This window comes from Candidatus Symbiopectobacterium endolongispinus, from assembly GCF_018777385.1.
GTDB lineage: Bacteria > Pseudomonadota > Gammaproteobacteria > Enterobacterales > Enterobacteriaceae > Symbiopectobacterium > Symbiopectobacterium endolongispinus.
The window spans coordinates 17,717-42,609 of sequence record NZ_JAFJYB010000001.1; the positions used below are offsets into that span (position 1 = coordinate 17,717).

Genomic DNA, 24,893 nt, shown 5'->3' on the forward strand with positions numbered 1-24,893 from the left:
AAAAGGGCGCAGCTATCGCTGCGCCCTTGCGGTTTTCCCTACGGGAATTATTCGTGATCTTCCCACGCTTGAGCACGTGCCACGGCTTTCTTCCAGCCGCTGTGACGATAGTTACGCTCCACGGTTTCAATGCTGGGGCGGAATTCACGTTCAATCGTTGCCTTGCTCTTCACTTCATCCAAATCATTCCAGAACCCGGTAGCCAGACCTGCCAGGAACGCAGCACCCAGTGCGGTAGATTCGCGCACTTCAGGGCGTTCTACGCGGGTGCCGAGGATATCTGACTGGAACTGCATCAGGAAGTTGTTGGCAACCGCACCGCCGTCAACGCGCAGTGATTGCAGACGTGTGCCTGAATCCGCCTGCATGGCATCCAGTACGTCACGCGTTTGATACGCAATGGATTCCAGCGTAGCGCGGATGATGTGGTTGGAGTTTACGCCGCGCGTCAGGCCGAAGATGGCACCACGGGCATACGGGTCCCAGTACGGTGCGCCCAGCCCGGTAAAGGCAGGAACCACGTAGACGCCGTTGGAATCTTTCACCTTGGTGGCGAAGTATTCGGAGTCCATGGATTCATCGATCAGTTTCAGCTCATCACGCAGCCATTGAATAGAGGCTCCACCCACGAACACGGAACCTTCCAGCGCATAGTTCACTTCGCCACGCGGGCCACAGGCGATGGTGGTCAGCAGGCCATGCTGGGATTTTACCGGCTCTTTACCGGTGTTCATCAGCAGGAAGCAACCAGTACCGTAGGTGTTTTTCGCCATACCCGGCTGAACGCAAAGCTGGCCGTAAAGCGCTGCTTGCTGGTCGCCTGCGATACCGGCGATAGGAATACGCGTGCCGCCTTTACCGCCGATGTTGGTTTGACCGTAGACTTCGGAAGAAGGACGCACTTGTGGCAGCATAACGCGTGGAATATCCAGCGCTTCCAGCATGCGGTCGTCCCAGTCCAGCGTCTTGATGTTGAACAGCATGGTACGCGAGGCGTTGGTGTAATCGGTGACGTGTACGCGGCCTTGTGTCATTTTCCAAATCAGCCAGGTATCAATCGTGCCGAACAGCAGTTCGCCACGTTTGGCGCGCTCTTGAGCCCCTTCCACGTTGTCCAGAATCCACTTCACCTTGGTGCCGGAGAAGTAAGGGTCAACCACCAGACCGGTGTTGGTACGGATATAATCTTCCAGGCCTTGTTTTTTCAGGGTTTCACAAATATCAGCGGTACGGCGGCACTGCCATACGATAGCGTTGTAAACCGGTTTGTCCGTCTCTTTTTCCCACACCACCGTGGTTTCACGCTGGTTGGTGATACCGATACCGGCGACTTCATCAGAGCTGATATCGGCTTTGGCCAGCACTTCAACCAGCGTGGTGCTTTGCGTTGCCCAGATTTCCATTGGGTCGTGTTCAACCCAGCCTGCTTTGGGGTAAATCTGGGTGAATTCGCGCTGAGAGATGGCTATGATGTTGGCATCATGATCGAGTATGACGGCGCGGGAGCTGGTAGTACCCTGATCCAGCGCGACAATGTATTTTTTTTCCGGTGTCATAGGTTCTAATCCTGTTGTGTAGCGGGTAAAAAAGCGTATGCCGTGGGCGTCGCTTAGCGTGCTTCAGTGCGCTGCGTTTCTTTGTCTTCTACTTCGCAGACATCGCAAGGCAAATTACGGCCAATCAGGGCGCGGTAGCCGAAAGCGCCCAGGCATGCCCCAATGATTGGTCCGAAAATCGGCACGAGGAAATACGGAATATCACGCGCGCCGGTGAAGGCCACTTGTCCCCAGTCTGCCAGATAGGCAAACAGCTTCGGACCGAAGTCACGTGCGGGGTTTAACGCAAACCCAGTCAACGGACCCATGGAGGCACCAATTACTGCGATCAGGATACCGATCAGCAGCGGCGCTAACGGACCGCGTGGCACGCCGTTGCCATCGTCGGTGAGCGCTAGAATCAAACACATCAGTACGGCGGTGATGACCATTTCCACCACAAAGGCCTGGAATACGGAAATCTGCGGGTGCGGATATGTCGAGAACGTGCCCGCCAGATTTAAACTTTCCACACTACCGCGCACGATGTTGTGAGTCTGTTCAAAATCTGCGAACAAATTGTGATAAAGACCGTACACCAACGCGGCGGCGCAGAAGGCACCAGCTACCTGCGCAATGATGTAAGGAATCACCTTGCGCGCGTCGAAGCATGCAAACAGCCACAGGGCGATGGTAACTGCCGGGTTAAGGTGGGCACCGGAAATAGCAGCAGTCAGGTAGACCGCCATGGCGACGCCTAAACCCCAGACGGCGCTGATTTCCCATTGACCGAAGCTGGCACCGGCAAGTTTTAATGCTGCCACGCAACCCACTCCAAAGAAGATTAGCAGACCGGTGCCGAGAAACTCGGCGATACATTGGCCTTTTAAGGTTGGCACTCTCGATTGACTCATAATGGTTTCCTGTTTACGGGGCTACAGAGTAATGTTCAGGCCGCTGACATAGAGCGACCCTGTATAAATGTGTGGACGATGTGAATTTATCGTTAATATTCGAAAACGAGAAGTATCGAAATCAAAATGTGTGTTGTTCGTCATAAAAATGAGCGTATTCGCCTATCAAAGCGCTGCTGTACGGTTACTTACGCCCGTTTCATGTTAATGACGGCGTTAACGTTGTTAACATGAGCGCGAGTGGTCAGAAGGGTAGCGTGCAAATTATTACGCAAGCAAGTACGTAATTTCAGTTTGCACTGATTGTTGCGGTTAAAAAAACGATCAAGACTGCCATCAGAGTGGATGGCTGCTAGACAGCGCCCTGACAGCCCCATACAATTTACCGATACACTGAACGAAAGAGACGTGCTGGTGGAGTGCCACCCTCAACGCAAGCGTGATAGCAAGCGTATGTGAAGCGGGATTGGCATGGGAAGGGGAGATAGTACGCCTCATTGGTGCCTTGCGATTAAAAGGGGTTGAAGAATGTCATTTGAAGTGTTTGAGAAACTGGAAGCCAAAGCTCAGCAAGCGATTGATACCATTACATTATTGCAAATGGAAATCGAAGAGCTGAAGGAAAAGAACGGTCAGTTGAGCCAGGAAGTGCAACAGGCCGCTGAGTCCCGTGAAATGCTGGTGCGTGAAAACGAACACTTGAAAGAAGAACAGGTTGTCTGGCAGGAACGCCTGCGCGCGCTGTTGGGCAAGATGGAAGAAGTCTAAGCGAGAAATGCAAAAGTCAAAAAATGGCGCAGTGCGCCCTTTTTTATCAATATGTTACTGCCGAACTATTCGATATCCAGTGGATCTTCCGACAGGATAATGCCGGTATTGTCGGCATACAGATGATCGCCGGAGAAGAAGGTCACACCGCCGAAATTGACGCGGATATCGCTTTCGCCAACTCCTTCGCTGGCGGCACCCACCGGAATAGCGGCCATGGCCTGAAGCCGATATCCAACTCTTCCAGATCGTCCACTTGACGCACCGCACCGTAGACCACGATGCCTTCCCAGGCGTTTTGTGTCGCCAGACGGGAGTTCAGCATCGATTAACGCACGACGCACAGAACCGCCGCCATCCACCAGAAGTACACGACCTACGCCGCTCTCTTCCAGCACATCGTAGAGGATGCCGTTATCCTCAAAGCATTTCACCGTGGTGATTTTGCCACCAAAGGAAGTGCGTCCTCCAAAGTTGGAAAACAGAGGTTCAACAACGTTCGCCTCTTCGTGATAGATATCGCACAGCTCGGAAGTATCGTATTTCATAGGATTTACGTCAGTTTGCCGCCGGGATCCTGAGTATATCCCTTAAAGGCAAGTGTTGGCAAAATCATCAAATGTTAACTTGATGCGTATCATTAAATACTCGCCGCTTAGCTGAGCATCACACCCACAGCAAACAGCAAATTGGTCAGCAGCGCGCCCTTGGCGGTTTTTTCCAACATGGGGCGCATGCTGAACGGACTGATTTCACGGCGCACATAGGCTGCCTGCTTGAGCAGTAGCGGCAGGGTCAGGATAAACAGCCAGCCAGCGTGTGCAGATAAAACATGGCAAACAGGGCCAGGCACAGCGGCGCGGTCAGCAACAGCAGGGAATGGTAGCACCGGGCACGCTGCGCTCCGAGGCGAACGGCCAGCGTGTTTTTACCACTGAGACGATCGTTGTCGATATCGCGCAAATTGTTGATGTTCAGCACCGCAGTAGCGAGCAGGCCACAGGCGGTGGCGGGCAGCATAACGATGCTGTCAAAATGACCGGTTTGCAGGTAATAGGAACCTGCGACGCTGAGCCAGCCAAAGAAAATCATGACGGATATGTCCCCAGTCCCATATAACCGTAGGGTTTGTTGCCCACGGTATAGGTAATGGCGGCGACCATCGCCAGCACCCAGAGGATCAGAAAGCCGATGATATCCGACGGTTTTTCGCACGCCATGATGACCAGCGACAGCCCGGACACGATGGTTAGCACCACGTTGACGATCAGCGCCATGCGCAACTGCGACAGCGAGATAACGCCAGTTTGGATGCCGCGCAAAGGCCCGATACGGGTTTCGGTATCACTGCCTTTTACCGCATCACCGTAATCGTTCGCCAGATTGGAGAGGATTTGCAGCAGTTCGGTGGTCAGTAGCGCCAGCAGAGCGATACCCGGTTTAAAATTGTTGTGCCAACTAGCGATGGCGGAGCCCGTCACAATGGACGCAAACGCCAATGGAAGCGTTTTCGGACGCAAGCTGTCCAGCCAGGCTTTGGTTTTGCTGCTTTGGGTTGATAAGGTCATGATACGTTTCGTTTTTTCAATGCAATGTCTGTCGCATGCATGTGTTAATGAGAAGTCCAGTCCATGAGCGCTGGCCAGAAACGCAAATGGGAGGCATCAGCCTCCCATCATTTGCCAAACAGAGCGTTTGCGCAACAGGACAATCCGAATTGTAGGGATTATAAGATAAAACGGCTCAGATCTTCATCTGCTACGAGCTCGTCAAGATGACTACGCACGTATTCTGCGTCCACGGTAACAGTTTGGCCGCTCATTTCGCTGGCATAGTAAGAGATCTCTTCTCTTCGATCAAACGCTCCAAAACAGTGTGCAGACGACGTGCGCCGATGTTCTCGGTGCGCTCGTTGACCTGCCAGGCTGCTTCGGCAATCAGGCGAATGCCGTCTGTCGTGAAGACGATATCCACGCCTTCCGTCGCCAGCAACGCTTTGTACTGTTCCGTCAGTGATGCGCTTGGCTCCGTCAGGATGCGTTCGAAATCTTCCGTGGTCAGCGCTTGCAGCTCAACGCGGATAGGTAAACGCCCTTGCAGCTCGGGGATCAGATCCGACGGGCTGGAGACCTGGAACGCACCGGAGGCGATAAACAGGATGTGATCGGTTTTCACCATGCCGTGTTTGGTGGAGACCGTACAGCCTTCCGCCAGCGGCAGCAGACGCGCTGTACCCCTTCACGAGAGACGTCCGGGCCGGAGGTTTCCCCCGCGTTTGCAGATTTTATCGATCTCATCGATAAACACGATACCATGTTGCTCAACGGACTCGATAGCCTGCTGTTTCAGCTCTTCTTGGTTTACCAGTTTGGGGCTTCTTCTTCAACCAGCAGCTTGAAGGCATCTTTGATTTTCATCTTGTGCGCTTTCTGCTTTTGACCCGCCAGATTCTGGAACATGGACTGCAACTGATTGGTCATCTCTTCCATGCCAGGAGGGGCCATGATTTCAACGCCCATCGGGGTTGCTGCCAGATTGATTTCAATTTCTTTGTCATCTAACTGCCCTTCACGCAATTTTTTGCGGAAGGCCTGACGCGCCGCAGATGGTTCTTGCGGCTCTTCCGGCTGACCCCAGTTATTTTTTGCCGGGGGAATCAACGCATCCAGAATGCGTTCTTCGGCCATCTCTTCAGCGCGGAAGCGGTTTTTTTTCCAGCGATTGCTGGCGCATCATTTTGATGGCCGCATCCGTCAGATCGCTGATGATGGAGTCCACTTCTTTACCAACATAGCCGACTTCAGTGAATTTAGTGGCTTCCACTTTGATAAACGGGGCGTTGGCCAGTTTGGCCAGACGACGGGCAATCTCAGTTTTACCGGCGCCGGTCGGCCCGATCATCAGGATGTTCTTGGGGGTCACTTCATGGCGTAACGCGTCGGAAAGCTGCATACGGCGCCAGCGGTTACGCAATGCGATTGCCACCGCACGTTTGGCCTTGTGCTGACCGATGATGTAGCTGTCGAGCTCGCTAACGATTTCGCGCGTGGTCATTTCAGACATGATGTCATTCCTTACGCCTTGGAGGCTAATTCTTCAATCGTGTGGAACGGATTGGTGTAGATGCAGATATCGCCTGCGATACCCAGCGACTTTTCAACAATCTCGCGCGCTGAGCTCGGTGTTCTCCAGCAGCGCTCTGGCTGCGGCTTGCGCATACGGGCCGCCAGAACCGATAGCAATCAAATCGTTTTCCGGTTGAATCACATCGCCGTTACCGGTGATGATAAGCGACGCGTTTTCGTCTGCGACGGCCAGCAGTGCCTCCAGACGGCGTAGCATACGGTCGGTGCGCCAGTCTTTTGCCAATTCCACGGCGGCCTTGACCAGGTGGCCTTGATGCAGTTCCAGCTTGCGTTCAAACAGCTCGAACAGCGTAAAGGCGTCAGCGGTGCCGCCCGCAAAGCCCGCGATCACGTTGTCGTTGTACAGGCGACTACTTTGCGCACGTTGCCCTTCATGACCGTGTTTCCCAATGTTGCTTGGCCGTCGCCGCCAATCACCACGTGACCGTTGCGACGTACACTTACTATAGTTGTCACGCGTCGATCCCCGCTAGATAAGGAAAAAGAACCCCACATTGCTGTGGGGCATATTAATGTTGTAGATGGGGGAGCGCTTAGGAGTTTTCAACCCCCGGCAGCGAGAGGAATGCAGTTTGCTGCGCCAGCGTCTTTCAGGCGCGATAACATTTTGTCGGCGGTGGCGCGATCTTTATACGGCCCTAAAGTGATGCGATTCCAGCCGCCACTGCTGGCGATGCGACTTTCGATACCGGCGAAAGCCAACTGTGCGCGCACTGATTCTGCCGGTTCCAGCGTTTTAAACGAACCACACTGTACCATCCAGCGCTGTGCTTTTTCTGGTTTGGGTGTTTCCGGCTGCTTCGCAATTTCCACCTGTTTTGGCGTTTCCTGCTTAGGTGTAGCTGGCTGTGTCGCGGGGGCTGTGACGGGCGCACGTGTACTCACGGGCGGCTGCTTCACCGTCGACGTGGTTGCTACCGGCGGTACCACCACGGTTTTAGGTGCGGTGATGGTGACCTGGGAGCGGGGCACCGGCGTTTGATCGTTATAAGGCACTTCTGACAGCTGCGTCGGCGCACGGCGCATATCCGCCTGCATCTGTTCTAGCAGTTGGCGTTGTTCTTGCGTGAGTTGGGCCGGTGATTTGATTTCTCCACCGGAATTGGGTGCCGTTGGCTCAGGAACACCCAACTGACGATTCTCCAGTTCTTTAATATAACGCCAGCGCTCTTCCGGCTTCGGTGGCAGACCATTGCCGTTGTTGGTGGCGCTGCGCGGTAGCACGGGCGACTCAGCAGGCTTGTTGTTGGCGATAAAATAGAGTCCGCCCGCGAAGGTCACCAGAACGGCAACGGCCAGCATTATCATGAGCTTAGAGACGCCCGACGAAGAGCCACATCTTCGACTGGTTGTCTTTTTTCGTCGTGCGCCTGAGCGCCCACGACTGACGTAATCTCGTTGTGCCACTGTCGTTTCGCTACAAATGAAATGAAAGATTTAGGGAGCATGTTACTGAACCCTAAAAACTTTGACCAGCACCGGAATTCTTAAACCAGATAACGAGCGTAATTTGGTGTGGCCGTGCTGTCACGAATAACCAGTTTGCTGTTGAGTAACCGTGAACCGCTGGGCACCGGATGGCCCTACAATTGTTCCAATAGCAGATGCATGGATTCACACCCCAATTCATAGCGGGGTTGGGCGACGGTAGTGAGTGCTGGGAAACGGTATTGTGCATGCTCGATATCATCAAAACCCACCAGCGACAGGTCTTTGGGAACATCCAGCTTCATTTTTTTCGCTTGAGAGAGTACCCCCATCGCCATCATGTCGCTGTGGCAAAATATGGCGCTGGGCGGTGCCGGGTGCTTCATCAGCATCATCAGCCCGTTCACGCCGGTTTCATAACTGAAGCTGCCGCGATAGATATACTGATTATCCACTTGAATGCCGCTGCGGCGCAGCGCCTGAATATACCCTTGCAAGCTGTATTCGCTCAGATGCATGTTTTCGGGACCCGCGATACAGGCAATACGGCGATGTCCGAGCCGGTGCAGAGAATAAACGGCATCAAAGGCGGCGATGAGATTATCGATGTGCACCGTCGGCAATTCCAGATCGGGTGAGAACTCGTTGACCATCACCATCGGCGGCAGGTTGCGCCGCTCCTCTTTGCTGGCGCTAAACGGCAGATTGGCCCCGAGCAGCAACATGCCATCAATCTGCTTGGTGATAATCAAATCCACGAAGGACTTTTCTTTGTGATGCTGGTGAGCGCAATCGCCAATCAGTACCAGATAACCTTGTTTTGCGGCGGTTTCTTCGATACCACGCAGGACATCGGTAAAAAAGGGATCGCAAATATCTGGCACAATCGCTAGCAGCGTGCGCGACTCGCTGCGTTTTACGTGACGGGCAAGCGCATGCGGCGCGTAACCCACGGTGAGCACGGCTTGTTCAACCCGCTTACGCGTTTGGCTCGAGACCTTCTCCGGGTTCATTAACGTTCGGGAGACCGTGGCCGTCGATACACCCGCGACCTCTGCCACGTCTTTCATCGTCGCCGGCGTGGTGTCATTTTTATAGTCCAACGCGGTTCTCCTTGCATCGTATGCGATTGGCGAACAGGACGGCGGCACGCTCGCCGCCCGATTTTTTTGCCCGACAGGCTTATACCACCCATTTTGCTAAGGATACTGTTTCTCTGCCTACGCTTAACAGATGGCGCGCAAGTTTTGCTGCTCAGATTGCATAAAAGATGTGACGGATGTCGTTTTTTCGGCACCGTTCGCATTTTTTCGTGGTGCGTTAACGACGGCGATCAGTTATCGGTGGGGTCGACATCCAACACCCATTTCACTTTTCGCGCTTCGGGCAGTAGCGGGATAAGCGGCAGTGAGGCTTTAACGATACGCTGAAGCGTGGCGCGGGAAGGGTGCTGCAACAGCAATTGCCAGCGAAAGCGCCCGGCGCGTTTGGGCTGCAGTGCAGGAACCGGGCCGAGCAGCCAGAGCGCGTCATCCTTGAGCGGGCTGCTTTCCAGCAGGTTGCGCAGTTGCTGGAGGAAAAGCGGCGCATGCTGATTATCGTGATCGTCGGCGCGGAACAGAATGTGGCTGGTGTAGGGGGGCAGAAACACGCTCTGGCGTTCTTTCAGCGTCTGACTGGCGAAGGCGTCGTAGCCCTTTTGTAGCAGCAATTGCAGTAACGGATGGTCGGGGTGATGGGTTTGCAGCACCACTTCGCCGCTCTTCCCGGCGCGTCCGGCACGTCCGGAAACCTGCGTATAGAGCTGGGCAAAACGTTCTGTTGCACGAAAATCGGCAGAAAACAGCGAGCTATCGGCATCCAGCAGCGCCACCAGCGTGACATCCGGGAAATGGTGTCCTTTTGCCAGCATCTGCGTTCCGATAAGAATGCGCGCATCTCCTTGACGCACTTGCGCCAGTTGCTGTTCCAGCATGCCTTTGCGGCTGGTGGTGTCGCGATCGATACGGGTAATTGGCACATCGGTGAACAGGGAGGTCAGCGATTCCTCCAACTGCTCGGTGCCCAAACCAACTGGCACCAGATGCGTTGAACCGCAGTGCGGACACTGCTGCGGCACCGGACGCTGGCTGTCACAATGGTGGCAACGGAGCTGACGCTGCTGCTGGTGATAGGTGTAATAGTGCTCGCAGCGCTGGCATTCCGCGATCCAACCGCATTCGTGGCACATCACCACCGGCGAAAAACCCCGGCGATTAAGAAACAGGATGACCTGATTGTTGTGTTCCAAATGGTGGCGAATGCGGGTAATCAGCGGCTGTGACAGGCCGCTGGTGAGCGGTAATCCTTTGACATCGAGGATATGCTGGCGCGCAGGTTGTGCATTGCCCGCACGCTTGCGTAGCGTGAGCTGACGGTATTTGCCGTTCTGCACGTTGTAGAGCGTTTCCAGCGCCGGCGTGGCGGAGCCGAGCACGATGGGAATATTTTCCTCTCTGGCGCGGAACACCACCAAATCACGCGCGTGATAGCGCCATCCTTCGTGCTGTTTATATGAGCCGTCGTGTTCTTCATCGATGATGATCATTCCCAGGCGAGCAAACGGGGTAAACAGCGCAGAGCGGGTGCCGATAACAATCGCGGATTCTCCGCTGCGTGCGCGCAGCCAAACCGCCAGACGTTCGCTGTCGTTCAGTCCCGAGTGCAACACATCCACTGGCGCGATGAAGCGTGCGCGGAAACGGGCAATGGTCTGCGGCGTCAAGCCGATCTCGGGCACCAGCACCAGTGCCTGCTTGCCTTGTGATAACACGTTTTCCAGCGCGCTCAGGTACACCTCGGTTTTTCCGGAGCCAGTGATCCCGGCCAGTAGCCAGGCGGTAAAATGGCTGTCTTCGCTGCGAATAGCGCCCACTGCGGTCGCCTGCTCGGTATTGAGGCGCAGTCGTTCATCATGGGTGATGGGCTGATGACGCCAGTCTTGCACCTCCGCGTCGATGGCCTTGAGATCGCACAACCATTTGGTGCGCAGTGCCTGCAATGCGGTCTCCGTCAGACCGGATTCATTCACCTGATGGCGGTACAGTGCACCTTGTATCAGGGCTGCCAGCGCCTGCTGCTGTTTGCGGGCTCGCGCCAGCGTGGCGAGCGGTGTGGCTTTACCTTGTTCGGTGGCGAACCATTGCCAGAGCGGAGCGCGATGGGCCGGTTTGCCCTGTCGCAGCAAAATAGGCAAAGCGTGGAACAGCACCTCACCTATAGGATAGTGATAGTAGCCCACGGCCCAGAGAAGAATGCGCCACAGGCTGTCAGGGAAAAGAGGCTGCGCATCGAGCACGTCGTGAATGGATTTGAGCTGTTCTACCGGAAGTTCGCTGCGATCGCTGCATACAACGACAATACCAATTGCCTTGCGGTTGCCAAAAGGCACGCTGACGCGCACGCCAGGCAATGGCGTCATGCCTGCGGGCAGCAGGTAATCGAATGTGCGTGCCAGCGGCACGGGCAATGCGACCTGAACGATGGACATGCTTTCTCCGGCTGATAACTCTGGCGCTCTGCTGTTTTCTCTGCACAGCGCAGCCCGACGGTACGATGTGTTACCGCTCCGCGGACGTCATGGGGGCTTGCGCCGCCAGTGTACAGGTTGCAGACTAAAATGTGTTGCCTGATTGCATCGGCTGGCTAATTTCTGTATGATTCGCCGCCTTTATACGACTTTGCTATGCGTGGTGTAATGACCGGCGCGATGGCGAAGCGTATACTGATTCGTAGAGAGTCAATGTACAGTACTGTGCTTACAGTGCTTAACTTCGTGTGGTGTCTGGCGAAACAGGGCTGGATAGCGGCACGGCCTTAACAGAGGTTTGCCATGAAAAAAGGTATTCACCCGAATTATGTAGCGATTACTGCAACGTGTTCTTGCGGTAACGTTATCAAAACCTATTCTACCGTGGGTCACGATCTGAACCTGGACGTTTGTGGCGAATGCCACCCGTTCTATACCGGTAAACAACGTGTTGTTGACACCGGTGGCCGTGTTGAGCGCTTCAACAAGCGTTTCAGCGTGCCGGGCAGCAAAAAATAAGCGTCCGCGCAAAGCAATAAAGGCACCCATCAGGTGCCTATTCCCACCCGGTAATCAATCGCCTTGACCTGCCTGCCTTTAAGAATCGCATCGCCAGTTTAACCTGCAAACAAACAGCCTGGTAGAATCTGCGTGATGCTTAACCACAATACGCCTTCTGATATCCGGGTTATCCGGCAACAAATTGTCGAAGAAATTATAAACGTCATCACCTTGATAAGGCTGGTGGTGTAGCGGTATCGAGAAGCAGGTAAAACAAGGCCTACACGCTATAGACGTTAATCTCGTAATTACCTGCTATAGCGTATATCTGCAATATGACGCCAACGCCACGATGAACTTTCCCCACCTCAGCCTCAAAAACCGAGAACCTAAATGCTAAAAGTAATTGCTGAAGATTTTATCAAGCCAGAGGCGATTGAAACCGTCCTCCCGCTATATCGTGAGTTTGTTGAGGCCACCAAGAAAGAGCCGCGGTGCATTGCCTACGATCTGTATATCGACGGAAAAGACATCGGGCAATTCATCTTCATCGAAGAGTGGCCGGACCGTGCGGCGCTGGATGAGCACTGCGCCAGCGAACACTTCAAACGTCTGGTGCCGATGATCGATCAGCACAAGCGAAAGGATGCGGCCTATATATTGATGGGTGGTTTTGGTGAAGTCTATAATAAGTTATTATCAAAAAGATAAATCGATATTACGCTAACAACCGGTACAGAGCACCACAGAAGATTTTTACTGATGGTTTGACAACCAGAAAAGAGTGGTGCAACACCGACATTTTTTGGGCAGGCGCTAAATTGAACCGTAATTTAATGGTGTATTTGGGTTTATTGTTTTCAATACTATTGCTACTTTCTTGGTTTCATAAAAATTACAATTTCATTTTCATCATCCTTATTATTACCTTCACCTGCTTTATGATTGCGATTCTTGAGTGGAAAGTAGAAAGGGTTATAAAAGGTGTCAGTTTGATATCGTACGGTATTCTTTTTGGTATTTTTGTCCCAAAGGCAATCATACCCAGTGAAGAATTTGCTAAAACCTTACCGATGAGCGTTATCGATAATCTGGAAATATTTAAAAACCTGGCAATATTTTCATGCTCTGGGGCCGGGGGAAGCATCATTGCAAATCATGCTGAGCGTTTCTTATCAGAAAAAGATACATCCCCTCAGCAAGAGAGTCGGGCTGTTAATTACGATAAACAATTCAGAGCATTACAGCACGAACTAACAAAAACACGAACCTATCTTATCTATTTCTCTAGCGCGATCTTGATTCTTTTCCTTATCATTCTCGCGATGATTATTTAGCGCATCCAATTTGCATAATTGCGCTGCTGAATAACACAAACCGTGAGTGAATGCTGTATCAGGCATAACATTAGCCGTTACACATGATGAATGTAACGGCTAATATGACAACTGTAGTGAAGCCATGTCGGGGAATACGCAAAGCGATGGCTACAACCTCGGCTCAGAAGCTTCTCCTTCCTCACCCGAAAGAATAACCTCCACCTGGCTATCCTTGAGCCGCGCTTTCAACGCCGCAGGCGGCATTTCATCAGTAAACAGCGCGGCGGCTTGAGTAATATTGCCAATATCCACCGCCGCCGAGGCGTGATACTTGGTGTGATCGGCCGCGAGCAAGATGTGCCGCGAATGGCGCATCATGCTTTGTGCCACGCTGGCTTCATTGACATCAAATTCCAGCAGTGTTCCGTCGCTCTCGATCGCTCCGACGCTGGTCACCAGATAATCGGCGCGAAAACCTTGAACAAAAGCGTTGGCCGCCGGGCCGATAATGCCACTGTTGTGGGAACGCAGCGTACCGCCCGGTACCATCACCTCAAGGCGCGGGTTTTTATACAGAATATGCGCGACACGCAGGCTTGATAATGCGCAGCTCGTTATGGTTCAGTAGCGCACTGGCTACGTGCTCTACGGTGGTGCCAATGGTGATAAAAATCGTCGAGCCATCAGGAATATAATCGGCAATCGCCTTTTTCTCATCGGTCAGAGACACTTCTCGCTGTTCAAACGCGGTGTTCACCACGCTGGATGCGCGTCCGGCACCGCCATGGTGCCGGGTAATCAATCCTTGCTCGCTCAGTTTGCGAATGTCACGCCGGACGGTCTGCGTGGAAACCTCCAGCAGTTGCGCCAACTCATCAATGTTCATGTAACCGCGTTCGGCCACCAGTGCCAGCAAACGGTCGTGGCGCGGATTACCGGTTAGTTCGGTAAAGCTCATGGGGATCCCTCTCAAAACCACACTTTCCGCATTCTATACAAAAAGGGACAAAAAGGAGCGGGTTTGATCACAGTCAGGGATACCGGCACGTCCACCCGGGCGCGTGCATTTCAATGCCGCCACGCCACTGGCAAAGCGCACTGCCTCAGTTGCGGTATTCCCCTGCGCCAAGGCAACGGCCAGCGCACCGTGGAAAACATCGCCCGCACCGGTGGTATCCACCACGTTAACGGCAAATCCAGACTGATGCCGTAACTCACCGTTTTCCAACCACTGACATCCCTCAGCCCCCTGAGTGACATAAACCTGTCCATTTGTGATCATTTTTGCGCGCGTTAATGCTTCAGCGCTCGCAGCCACGTCCGTTAAGCGCAGCAGACCGGGGGCAGAGAACACCGCATGATCGCTCAGCGCCACCAGTTCGGTAATGTCCTGCGGTGTCATATCACCGTCCAGCACCGTCATCACCCTCGACTGACGCGCCAACGTGAAAGCGCGTTGGGCACCTTCATGCAAGCGCACATCCGCCAGCACCACATCCCACTGGCTAAAATCGATTTGATCAAACCAGTAGGCGCTGGGTGAAAGATCCGGGCTCTGGTAGTTAAAAATAATCCGCTCACCTTGCTCATCCACCAGAATAGCGGATTGCGAGGAGAGAGCCTGTTCAATACGGCGCGTATAGCGGGTGTTAACGCCATAGGAGGCCAGCTCGCTCAGCAGTGCGGAACCAATGTCATCATCCCCCACGCGACCAATAAAATCGACCTGCGCGCCCAGTCTGGCAGCGGCAACGGCAGCCGTTGCCGCCGGGCCACCGCCCACTTCGCGGTAGTTTTGCGCCACATACTCCCCCCCCCCCCCCCCCCCGTCGCAGGCAGCGCTTCCACATAATAGAGGCGATCCATCACGGTAATTCCCACACAGGTAATACAAATCATGGTTATTCCTTAAACGACATCGAATGACACCATTTTAATTTCATCAAATGTTTAAAGAGTGATGAATGTCAATTTTTTGACCATAAATTACAAATACGATCAACAAAACAAACAAAACGGTCATCAATAGACAAAATGTGACAACCGAGAACGGCAGGAGAGCAGCATGGCAACAATCGCATTTATCGGCCTCGGCCAAATGGGCGCCCCGATGGCAAGCAACCTGATCAAACAGGGACATCAGTTGCATGTGTTTGATATCAGCCAGGCCGCCGTGCAGACACTGGTACAACAGGACACACACACAGCGCCAAGAGCGCCGCCGATGCAGCAAAAGAGGCAGAATTAGTGATCACCATGCTGCCTAACGGTGATTTGGTGCGCAATGTGTTGTTCGGCGATGAGGGTGTCTGCACAACACTACGCACGGATGCCTTGGTGATCGATATGTCCACTATTCATCCACTGCAAACCGACGCCCTGATCCGAGAAATGAACCAAAAAGGCTTCAGCATGATGGATGTGCCCGTCGGCCGCACCTCGGATCATGCCGTCGCGGGCACATTGCTGTTACTGGCAGGCGGCACGCCCGCACAGGTTGAGCGCGCAACACCGGTACTGATGGCAATGGGCAATGAGCTGGTGAATGCCGGCGGTCCTGGCATGGGCATTCGGGTCAAGCTCATCAACAACTACATGAGCATCGCACTCAACTCCCTATCCGCAGAAGCCGCGACGCTGTGTGAAGCACTCGGGCTCTCTTTCGATGTCGCTCTCAAATTGATGAGCGGCACACCGGCAGGCAAAGGCCACTTTACTACCTCCTGGCCCAACAAAGTGCTGAAAGGCGATCTCACCCCCGCCTTCATGATCGATTTGGCGCACAAGGATTTAGGCATAGCGCTCAACGCGGCCTCACGCGAAGTTTACAACCAGGCGCGCGCCGCCGGACGTGGACGCCAGGACTGGACGGCCATTCTTGAGCAGGTACGCACCAGCGCCGGGTTGACCCCGAAAGCCGCTCAGTAACCACCGATCTCTGTAACACATTAATAAAGGACAGATACATGGAAACCTACACCCTGAAAGACATTACCCGACCTTCCGGCGGCTTTGCCATGCTCACCGTCGATCAGCGTGAAGCGATGCGCTTAATGTTTGCAGCAGCAGGGGCCCCACAACCGGTAGTCGATCAGGTGTTAACCGATTTTAAAATCAATGCCGCCAGAATTCTGTCGCCTTATGCCTCAGCCATTTTGGTCGATCAGCAATTCTGCTATCCACAAGTGGTGCAGCAGCAGGCGATCGCGCCTTCCTGCGACACCATCGTTGCCGCCGATGCGTTTATACCCGGTAACGGCATTCCGGTTGATAACGTCATGATTGATAACAGCGTCGATCCGGTGGCCGCCAAAAACAATGGGGCCAAGGCATTGAAACTGTTGGTGCTGTGGCGCAGCGATGAAGATGCACAGCAGCGTCTGGAGATGGTGAAAACATTCAACCATATCTGTCACGCTCAGGGGCTGCTCAGCATTATCGAACCCGTGGTACGTCCGCCGCGCTGTGGCGACCACTTCGATCGTGAACAAGCCATTATCGATGCGGCAAAAGAGCTGGGCGACAGCGGAGCCGATCTCTACAAAGTGGAGATGCCGTTGCACGGCAAAGGCGCACAGCAAGCGTTGCTCGCTCCCTCGCAAAAACTCAATGAACACATTGCTATGCCGTGGGTCATCCTCTCTTCCGGCGTTGATGAAAAATTGTTCCCGCGCGCTGTGCGCGTTGCCATGGAAGCCGGTGCCTCGGGTTTTTTAGCCGGTCGCGCCGTGTGGTCTTCCGTGATTGGTCTACCCGATATGCCTCTGATGCTCAGGGATGTCACCGCGCCCAAATTGCAGCGTCTGGGTGAAATCGTTTATGATATGATAGCCCGCCGCCGCTGAGGAGTACGCATCATGATGAAATGGTTTAACACGCTGAGCCACAACCGCTGGCTGGAACAATAAACGGACCGCATCCTCGATTTCGGCAAGAACGCTTCGGCTGGCTCGGCAATAACAGCCAGGTCAGGGCCGAGATGGGCGCTCACTTGTGGATCACCGCACGCATGTTGCACGTCTATTCGGTGGCCGCCGCTATGGGTCGTCCCGGTGCATATGCCTTGGTGGAGCATGGCATTCAGGCGTTGAACGGCGCTCTGCGCGACGAGCGCTATGGCGGCTGGTATGCCTGCGTTAACGATGAAGGCGTCACGGATGCCTCAAAACAAGGTTATCAACATTTCTTTGTGTTGCTCGGTGCCGCCAGCGCCGTCACCACTGGGCATCCGCAGGCCAGAACGCTGCTGGATGACGCCATTGCGGTAATCGAAAAGTACTTCTGGAGTGAACTGGAGCAGATGTGTCTGGAATCCTGGGATGAAGCGTTCAGCGCGACAGAAGACTATCGCGGCGGCAACGCCAACATGCGCGCAGTCGAGGCCTTTTTGATTGCGTACGACGTGACCCATGACCGTAAATGGCTCGATCGCGCTCTACGTATTGCCTCCGTGATTATTCACGATGTGGCCCGACGCGGCGAGTATCGTGTCAAAGAGCATTTCGACGCTCAGTGGAACCCGATTCGCGATTACAACAAGGATAACCCCGCCCACCGCTTCCGCGCCTACGGCGGCACACCGGGGCACTGGATCGAGTGGGGCCGTTTGATGCTGCACTTGCGCGCTGCCTTGGAAGCCCGCTTTGAGACCCCGCCAGACTGGCTGTTGGAAGATGCCAAAGGCTTGTTTCACGCCACCATCCGCGATGCCTGGGCCCCCGACGGCGCAGATGGCTTTGTTTACTCCGTGGACTGGGACGGCAAACCCATCGTGCGTGAACGCGTGCGCTGGCCAATTGTGGAAGCGATGGGCACCGCTTACGCCTTGTACACCGTTACCGGCGATAGCCAGTACGAAGCCTGGTACCAGAAATGGTGGGATTACTGCATCAAATATATCATGGACTACGAGAACGGCTCCTGGTGGCAAGAGCTGGATATCCACAATGAAGTGACCACCAAGGTGTGGGATGGCAAACAGGATATTTACCATCTGCTGCACTGTCTGGTGATCCCTCGTCTGCCACTGGCTCCCGGTTTAGCCCCTGCGGTGGCCGCCGGACTCTTGGACAGCCAAGCCAGATAAGCGTGAACGGTAGCCCCCTGATCGTGCGGCGGATAAACCAGCCAACACCGGGCGACGAAGACACCAAGCGGTCAGGTCAAAGCGATTGAAAAGATACAAAAAAAGAGAAAATTACCCTAAAAAGTACCCTACTTTATGGAGGTCATAATGCTTTCGCTGACCGATATCGAATTACACACCGTTAACGGTGGATTTTCGTTAACTTATCACCAGCGCCTGATTCTACGCCACAGCGCAGAAGCGCCCTGTTTATGGGTTGGTGCCGGTAACGCCGACATCGATATGTTCCGCGGCAATTTCAGTATTAAAGATCGTCTGAATGAGAAAATCGCGCTGAACGACGCGACGGTGCTGGAACAAGCGGATGGCTGGTCCATCCGCTTTAGTCGCGGTCGCCACATTGCGTATCACGCGTGATGAACAAGGCAGACTCGCGCTGGCGCTGCAAAACGACAACCACGACCATAACCGTATCTGGCTGCGGCTGGCGGCGCAGGAGCAAGACCATATTTATGGCTGCGGCGAACAGTTTTCCTACTTTAATCTGCGCGGCAAGCCGTTCCCGCTGTGGACCAGCGAACAGGGTGTGGGTCGCAATAAACAGAGCTATGTCACCTGGCAGGCCGACTGCAAGGAGAACGCTGACGGAGACTACTACTGGACCTTCTTCCCGCAACCCACCTTTGTCAGCAGCCAATACTATTGCCACGTTGATAACAGCTGCTACATGAATTTTGATTTTACCGCACCGGATTATCACGAACTGGCGATGTGGGAAGATCATGCCACCCTGCGCTTCGAATGGGCGGACACCTACATTGCGCTGCTGGAAAAACTCACAGCGCTGCTGGGTTGACAACCGGAGCTGCCGGATTTGGTATACGACGGCGTGACGCTCGGTATTCAAGGCGGCACCGATGTGTGTCAGCAAAAACTGGATACCATGCGAAACGGGGGCGTGAAAGTTAACGGCATCTGGGCGCAGGACTGGTCCGGGATTCGCATGACCTCTTTCGGGAAGCGCGTGATGTGGAACTGACGCTGGAACCAAACCCTCTATCCGGAACTGAAAGCACGCATCAAGCAGTGGAATCAGGAGGGCGTGCAATTCCTCTCCTACATCAACCCTTACGTTGCCAGCGACAAAGACCTGTGCACCGAAGCGGCACAGCACGGTTATCTGGCGAAAGATGCGGCGGGCAACGACTATCTGGTGGAGTTTGGCGAGTTCTATGGTGGCGTCGTGGATTTAACCAATCCTGCCGCCTATAACTGGTACAAAGAGGTCATCAAGCAGAACCTGATCGAGGTGGACTGCAACGGCTGGATGGCCGATTTCGGCGAATACCTGCCTACCGACACCTACCTGCACAACGGCGTCAGCGCTGAAATCATGCACAACGCCTGGCCTGCGCTGTGGGCGAAATGCAACTACGAAGCGTTGCAGGAAACCGGCAAGCTCGGCGAGATTTTATTCTTTATGCGCGCGGGCTCCACCGGCAGCCAGAAACGCTCGGTAATGATGTGGGCTGGCGATCAGAACGTTGACTAGAGTCTGGATGACGGGCTGGCTTCAGTGGTGCCTGCCGCGCTGTCGCTGGCGATGACCGGCCACGGCCCGCACCACAGCGATATTGGCGGTTACACCACGCTGTTCGAGATGAAGCGCGGCAAAGAGCTGCTGCTGCGCTGGTGCGATTTAAGTGCCTTTACCCCCATGATGCGCACCCACGAAGGCAACCGCCCCGGTGATAACTGGCAGTTTGATGGCGATACGCAAACCATCGCGCATTTCGCGCGAATGACCAGCGTATTTACCACCTTGAAGCCCTACATCAAACAGGCCGTGGCACAAAACGCCAGCAGCGGCCTGCCCGTGATGCGTCCGTTGTTCCTGCATTACGAAGACGATGCCCGCACTTACCATCTGAAATACCAGTATCTGTTTGGACAGGATCTGCTGGTGGCACCGGTCTACGAACAGGGCCGCAGCGACTGGACGCTTTATCTCCCGGAAGATAACTGGGTCAACCTGTGGACGGGGAAAACGCACCGCGGTGGTGATGTCACCGTTGACGCACCGCTGGGCAAACCGCCGGTGTTCTACCGCGCGGACAGCCAATGGGCAACCCTGTTTGGTTCATTACAACACCTGTAAAACGGCTCGCCCGCAGCGCTACCTGCTGGCATTCGGAGAATAAAAATGAGTCAATCCGCAACCAACCCGGCTACCCTACGCCTGCCGTTCAAGGAAAAACTCGCTTACGGCATGGGTGACCTCGGCTCTAATATCCTGCTGGATATTGGCACGTTGTACCTGCTGAAATTCTATACCGATGTACTGGGTCTGCCGGGCACCTACGGCGGCATTATCTTCCTGATTGCCAAATTCTTTACCGCCTTTACCGATATGGGTACCGGCGTGATGCTGGATTCACGGCGTAATATAGGTCCGAAAGGAAAATTCCGCCCCTTCGTGCTGTACGCCTCTTTCCCCGTGGCACTGCTGGCGGTGGCTAACTTCATCGGTACCCCTTTCGACATTACGGGCAAAACCGTGATGGCAACCGTGCTGTTTATGCTGTACGGCCTATTCTTAAGCATGATGAACTGTTCCTACGGTGCGATGGTGCCAGCCATCACGAAAAACCCGCAAGAACGAGCGCATCTGGCTGCCTGGCGACAGGGCGGCGCGACGCTGGGACTGCTGCTATGCACCGTAGGATTTATGCCGATCCAGGCACTTTTTACTGCACAACCTTCGTTGGGTTTTTTGGTCGCCGCACTGATCTTCGCCACCTGCGGCTTGTTTAGCATGTGGTGGTGTTACAGCGGCGTGCAGGAGCGCTACGTGGATGTCATGCCCGATCACTATAAACCCGGCATCCTGAAGTCTTTCCGCGCTATTTTTCATAACCCACCGCTGCTGGTGCTGTGCATTGCCAACCTGCGCACACTGGCCGCCTTCAATATCAAACTGGCCATTCAGGTCTACTACACCCAATACGTACTGAACGATATTCACTTACTGTCGTGGATGGATTTTTTCAGCATGGGCTGTATTTTGATCGGGGTGTTTATGGTGCCTGCGGCGGTAAAACGCTTTGGCAAAAAGCAGGTTTACCTAGGCGGGTTGGCCCTGTGGGCCATCGGCGATGTGTTGAACTTTTTTTGGGGCAGTAACTCGGTACTGTTTGCCTCATTTTCCTGCATGGCTTTTTTCGGCACAGCCTTTGTCAACAGCCTGAACTGGGCACTGGTGCCGGATACGGTCGATTATGGAGAATGGAAAACCGGCATTCGTGCCGAGGGCTCGGTGTATACCGGTTACACCTTCTCGCGCAAGATTTCCGCCGCGTTGGCCGGTTTTCTGCCGGGTATCATGCTGACACACACCGACTATATGCCGAATGTGGCCCAGAGTGACGCCACCCTGCTCGGGCTGCGTCAGCTTATTTTTCTCTGGCCGTGCGGTTTGGCGATCGTTGCCGCCTTAACCATGGGCTTCTTTTACCAGCTCAATGAGAAACGCTTTGCGTTGATTATCGAAGAAATCGGTCAACGTAAGTATCAGGGTGAGAAACCTACCGAAAGCACCAGCAATAGCTTCACAGCATTGAAGAGTGGCGGGTAATGCGAAATATCATCGGCAGTGGGGTTGTACCAACGCACGTCAAACCCCACTGCCGGTGAATATATCACGCCATGCAATCTCTGCTCTCAAGATATTTGAGTGACACTTGCAAGGTGATCAGTCGGTAATTGATCTTTCCTATTCTATCATCATCGCCTTTGAGTTGAGCTTCCATGTCATTTACAAAAGCGTTGGTGATATCCAGATCGAAAAGACCATACTCAAGCAAGGTGAGTTTAATGTCCGGGTTTCTCTCTAAAAAAAGCAGCTATAATCCATAACTTCATCCCCACCGTAGTTATCTTTTATCTTGGTATCCGGGAATTGCTTGGCAAACTTAATATCATTATCGGCGGCGAATTTTTTAACAATAGCGCTGTAGTTTTCAACCAAAGGCAACTGATTAACTGACAACTTAAACAGTGAGTCCCAATTATTGGGTGTGTCGAAACTGTAAATATCGACCTTATCGATTGAAAAAGTGTATCGCGTCCCCTTCATTCCAAGCGATTGCGCACTGACTTTAAAAAGATTTCTATATGCTGGTAAAGCCAGCGCTTTGAGTTTCTCAAAATTATAAAAACGATAATAGACTGTACCACCGCGCTTGGCGGCAGGATGCTCATTAATGTTTTCATAAAGAGAGTCAATAACGTCTTTTTTCGGCGAAGCTCTGAAAAGATCGAGAAATCGTTGCCATAAATTCAACGCCGTAGCTTTTTTTATCGTCATACTGTACTAAATTCGTCATATTGCAATGATGTAATTTCCTTCCCCCTGTAAGTTCTATTTCCATCTTGCGAATCCTCCCTCTGTTTTTATTAATGACATCGCTTAGCATAGACCACGTATTCGAAACAACAGCACAATACCGTTTCAACCCGTCATACAAGCATCGTTCCCTGTGCGAGGATTTTTTTACCCGTAATACCGTGAAGCGCTTGATCGCAGAGGCACTTGATTATCTAATCAGTACTCAAAGCGCTACGGGGTTTGGCACTACAACACAGGAATCAACGCATGAAAAAGCTACGCGTGGGCATCATTTTTGGCGGTAAATCCGCTGAGCACGAGGTCTCGTTACAATCGGCCAAGAATATTATTGATGCCATTGATAAAACCAAGTTTGATGTGACGCTGCTTGGTATAGACAAGCAGGGGGCGTGGCATATCAACGATGCGTCAAACTACCTGCTGAATGCCGAGAACCCCGCGCTGATCGCCTTTAACCGTTCAAACAAAAGCGTAGCGCTGATCCCAGGTCAAACACAGCAGCAAGTAATTGAAAGCCAGAGTGCCCACGCCCTTACCCAATTGGATGTTATTTTTCCTATCGTGCACGGCACCCTGGGAGAAGACGGTTCACTGCAAGGCTTGCTGAGAATGGCCAATATTCCGTTTGTTGGCAGCAGCGTACTGGGTTCCGCGGTCAGCATGGATAAAGACGTCACCAAACGCCTACTGCGTGATGCAGGCTTGCTGGTGGCCCCCTTTGTTACCCTGAATCGCGCCAATCATCAGCATCACAGCTTTTCCAGCGTCAGTAACGCTCTCGGGCTGCCGTTGTTTATCAAGCCGGCCAATCAGGGCTCGTCTGTCGGCGTGAGCAAAGTTCGCAACGAAGCAGAATTTCAGCAGGCCGTTGAGCTCGCTTTCCAGTTCGATCATAAGGTGCTGGTAGAAGCGGCGATTGTTGGCAGAGAAATCGAGTGTGCGGTACTGGGTAACGATCACCCGAAAGCCAGCGTCTGTGGCGAAATTGTGCTGAGCGACGAGTTTTACTCTTACGATACCAAATACATCAACGAACAAGGTGCGCTGGTGCGAGCGCCAGCAGATCTTACACCTGAAATTAACGAAAAGACCCAACACATTGCCTTGCAGGCCTTCCAGGCGCTGGAATGTCAGGGCATGGCACGTGTGGATGTTTTCCTCACGCCGGACGATGAAGTGATTATCAATGAAGTGAATACGCTGCCCGGCTTCACCAATATCAGCATGTATCCAAAACTGTGGCAGGCTAGCGGCCTAAGCTATACCGATCTCATCACCACATTGATTGAGTTAGCGTTAGAACGGCAGGAAAACGATCGCGCTCTGGCAAGTTCTGTTCGATAACGGATACGCCCGCCATATACCTATTAGCCCTCTCACCAGACTTCGAATAAACCACGTCGAAGTCTGGAATAAGCAAAATAGATATTCCGGCTTTACATGTAATCGCTATCTAACTGATACAGCGACCTCAATGAACCGGTGATGACGGTAAGTACATAATTTCTTCGATTCTCATCGATGGGGAACCGATCGTTTATATCGTCCCTGAGTATGTCCATCATATCCATATTTATCAGACCGTGTGCAAGAAATTCTCTTCTGATATCTGCATTATTCTTCAGAAAGAAACGGCTATAATCCATGAGTTCGTCTGCGCCAAATCCGGCCTTGGTTTTGGTGTCTTTGTAATCAACCACAAAGCGTGCTTCATGACTTTTCATGTAGTCATACACAATGCGCTCATAATTGTCCACTACCGGTAATCCAGACATTTCCAATCCAGCGAGTGAGAGCCCATTTTTATCAGAGCAAAAGTAACAATATCCTCATTGCCAATCGAGAAGGTGTACAGGCTTTCACTGGCACTGTGCTGCGTTTCGCGGATGCTGAACAGATGTTGATGTTCAACATCCGCCAGTCTTTTTAATTGTTCAAAACAATAAAATCTGTTGTTTGTTTTAGCACTATTGCCTTCATTACTATCGCCATGAATAAGGGTGTAAAACGTATTGACGACATCTTGCTTTTTGCAAGATTTAAAAAGATCAATAAATCTATCCCATAGGCTAATTTTCGTTGCTTTCATTTTGTCATTGTACATGACAAGATTAGACAAATTTTTACTATTTAAAACTGAACTGCCTAAAAAGCCCACGTTCATAGTTGTACCATCTCTTCAATATGCTGGAATACGCTAAAAATCAATTCACGTCCACA

16 protein-coding genes and 9 pseudogenes are annotated in these 24,893 nt (G+C 53.0%); 10 read left to right on the forward strand and 15 right to left on the reverse strand.

What is annotated here, in order from left to right; genetic code table 11:
• Nucleotides 1–47 precede the first annotated feature (47 nt).
• The gene (gene glpK, locus JZM30_RS00100; protein WP_252317154.1) at nt 48–1,556 is read right to left on the reverse strand and encodes a glycerol kinase GlpK; all 1,509 of its coding nucleotides are present in this window, start codon (nt 1,554–1,556) and stop codon (nt 48–50) included.
• A 53-nt stretch (nt 1,557–1,609) separates the two neighbouring features.
• Nucleotides 1,610–2,449: an MIP/aquaporin family protein gene (locus tag JZM30_RS00105; protein ID WP_252317155.1), complete on the reverse strand. Its 840-nt coding sequence runs from the start codon at nt 2,447–2,449 to the stop codon at nt 1,610–1,612.
• A gap of 528 nt (nt 2,450–2,977) precedes the next feature.
• On the opposite strand from JZM30_RS00105, the gene zapB reads away from it, so the two are divergent.
• Nucleotides 2,978–3,217 (forward strand): cell division protein ZapB, encoded by a 240-nt coding sequence (zapB, locus tag JZM30_RS00110; protein ID WP_252317156.1) that lies wholly within the window; start codon nt 2,978–2,980, stop codon nt 3,215–3,217.
• A 65-nt stretch (nt 3,218–3,282) separates the two neighbouring features.
• On the opposite strand, the gene rraA is transcribed toward zapB, so the two are convergent.
• The 7 genes and pseudogenes from rraA to priA all read right to left on the reverse strand — a co-directional run bounded on the left by rraA (nt 3,283) and on the right by priA (nt 11,320).
• The gene (gene rraA / locus JZM30_RS00115) at nt 3,283–3,765 is read right to left on the reverse strand and encodes a ribonuclease E activity regulator RraA (protein ID WP_252317157.1); all 483 of its coding nucleotides are present in this window, start codon (nt 3,763–3,765) and stop codon (nt 3,283–3,285) included.
• 107 nt (nt 3,766–3,872) lie between these two features.
• A pseudogene (locus JZM30_RS00120) lies at nt 3,873–4,785 on the reverse strand (1,4-dihydroxy-2-naphthoate polyprenyltransferase).
• A gap of 158 nt (nt 4,786–4,943) precedes the next feature.
• Nucleotides 4,944–6,280, reverse strand: a pseudogene (hslU, locus tag JZM30_RS00125) (ATP-dependent protease ATPase subunit HslU).
• A gap of 11 nt (nt 6,281–6,291) precedes the next feature.
• Nucleotides 6,292–6,819 (reverse strand): annotated as a pseudogene (hslV, locus tag JZM30_RS00130) (ATP-dependent protease subunit HslV).
• 87 nt (nt 6,820–6,906) lie between these two features.
• The gene (gene ftsN, locus JZM30_RS00135) at nt 6,907–7,770 is read right to left on the reverse strand and encodes a cell division protein FtsN (protein ID WP_252317158.1); all 864 of its coding nucleotides are present in this window, start codon (nt 7,768–7,770) and stop codon (nt 6,907–6,909) included.
• An 80-nt stretch (nt 7,771–7,850) separates the two neighbouring features.
• Nucleotides 7,851–8,861: pseudogene (gene cytR / locus JZM30_RS00140) on the reverse strand (DNA-binding transcriptional regulator CytR).
• A 263-nt stretch (nt 8,862–9,124) separates the two neighbouring features.
• Nucleotides 9,125–11,320, reverse strand: coding sequence for a primosomal protein N' (gene priA, locus JZM30_RS00145; RefSeq protein ID WP_252317159.1), 2,196 nt, complete (start codon nt 11,318–11,320; stop codon nt 9,125–9,127).
• 342 nt (nt 11,321–11,662) lie between these two features.
• On the opposite strand from priA, the gene rpmE reads away from it, so the two are divergent.
• On the forward strand, nt 11,663–11,878 hold the full coding sequence (rpmE, locus tag JZM30_RS00150) for a 50S ribosomal protein L31 (RefSeq protein WP_252317160.1): 216 nt from the start codon (nt 11,663–11,665) through the stop codon (nt 11,876–11,878).
• 78 nt (nt 11,879–11,956) lie between these two features.
• Here the strand turns inward: rpmE and JZM30_RS23440 are convergent, their stop codons facing one another.
• Nucleotides 11,957–12,169, reverse strand: coding sequence for a HipA N-terminal domain-containing protein (locus JZM30_RS23440; RefSeq protein ID WP_308167131.1), 213 nt, complete (start codon nt 12,167–12,169; stop codon nt 11,957–11,959).
• A gap of 84 nt (nt 12,170–12,253) precedes the next feature.
• Between JZM30_RS23440 and JZM30_RS00160 the strand changes: the two genes are divergently transcribed.
• Together JZM30_RS00160 and JZM30_RS00165 are read left to right on the forward strand one after the other, a co-directional pair.
• Nucleotides 12,254–12,571: a putative quinol monooxygenase gene (locus tag JZM30_RS00160; RefSeq protein WP_252317161.1), complete on the forward strand. Its 318-nt coding sequence runs from the start codon at nt 12,254–12,256 to the stop codon at nt 12,569–12,571.
• Between the two features lie 110 nt (nt 12,572–12,681).
• The gene (locus JZM30_RS00165) at nt 12,682–13,197 is read left to right on the forward strand and encodes a hypothetical protein (RefSeq protein ID WP_252317162.1); all 516 of its coding nucleotides are present in this window, start codon (nt 12,682–12,684) and stop codon (nt 13,195–13,197) included.
• 150 nt (nt 13,198–13,347) lie between these two features.
• On the opposite strand, the pseudogene JZM30_RS00170 reads toward JZM30_RS00165, so the two are convergent.
• Both JZM30_RS00170 and JZM30_RS00175 read right to left on the reverse strand, forming a co-directional pair.
• Nucleotides 13,348–14,137: pseudogene (locus JZM30_RS00170) on the reverse strand (DeoR/GlpR family DNA-binding transcription regulator).
• A gap of 33 nt (nt 14,138–14,170) precedes the next feature.
• Nucleotides 14,171–15,078 (reverse strand): annotated as a pseudogene (locus JZM30_RS00175) (sugar kinase).
• Between the two features lie 166 nt (nt 15,079–15,244).
• On the opposite strand from JZM30_RS00175, the pseudogene yihU reads away from it, so the two are divergent.
• From yihU to JZM30_RS00200, 5 genes and pseudogenes are all read left to right on the forward strand, one after another.
• Nucleotides 15,245–16,107: pseudogene (gene yihU, locus JZM30_RS00180) on the forward strand (sulfolactaldehyde 3-reductase).
• Between the two features lie 38 nt (nt 16,108–16,145).
• The gene (gene yihT, locus JZM30_RS00185; protein ID WP_252317163.1) at nt 16,146–17,024 is read left to right on the forward strand and encodes a sulfofructosephosphate aldolase; all 879 of its coding nucleotides are present in this window, start codon (nt 16,146–16,148) and stop codon (nt 17,022–17,024) included.
• A 72-nt stretch (nt 17,025–17,096) separates the two neighbouring features.
• Nucleotides 17,097–18,265: pseudogene (gene yihS / locus JZM30_RS00190) on the forward strand (sulfoquinovose isomerase).
• Between the two features lie 135 nt (nt 18,266–18,400).
• Nucleotides 18,401–20,423, forward strand: a pseudogene (locus tag JZM30_RS00195) (alpha-glucosidase).
• Between the two features lie 45 nt (nt 20,424–20,468).
• Nucleotides 20,469–21,899 carry an MFS transporter gene (locus tag JZM30_RS00200; protein ID WP_252317164.1) on the forward strand — a complete coding sequence of 477 codons (1,431 nt, stop codon included), beginning with the start codon at nt 20,469–20,471 and terminating at the stop codon, nt 21,897–21,899.
• A gap of 255 nt (nt 21,900–22,154) precedes the next feature.
• Here the strand turns inward: JZM30_RS00200 and JZM30_RS00205 are convergent, their stop codons facing one another.
• Nucleotides 22,155–22,631: a hypothetical protein gene (locus JZM30_RS00205; protein ID WP_252317165.1), complete on the reverse strand. Its 477-nt coding sequence runs from the start codon at nt 22,629–22,631 to the stop codon at nt 22,155–22,157.
• 288 nt (nt 22,632–22,919) lie between these two features.
• On the opposite strand from JZM30_RS00205, the gene ddlA reads away from it, so the two are divergent.
• Entirely contained in the window at nt 22,920–24,017 is a 1,098-nt protein-coding gene (gene ddlA, locus JZM30_RS00210; protein WP_252317166.1) for a D-alanine--D-alanine ligase, read from the forward strand.
• Between the two features lie 92 nt (nt 24,018–24,109).
• Here the strand turns inward: ddlA and JZM30_RS00215 are convergent, their stop codons facing one another.
• Together JZM30_RS00215 and JZM30_RS00220 are read right to left on the reverse strand one after the other, a co-directional pair.
• Nucleotides 24,110–24,448, reverse strand: coding sequence for a hypothetical protein (locus JZM30_RS00215; RefSeq protein WP_252317167.1), 339 nt, complete (start codon nt 24,446–24,448; stop codon nt 24,110–24,112).
• Nucleotides 24,430–24,837, reverse strand: coding sequence for a T3SS effector SopD family protein (locus tag JZM30_RS00220; protein ID WP_252317168.1), 408 nt, complete (start codon nt 24,835–24,837; stop codon nt 24,430–24,432). Before JZM30_RS00220 ends, JZM30_RS00215 begins: the two co-directional genes overlap by 19 nt.
• Nucleotides 24,838–24,893 lie beyond the last annotated feature (56 nt).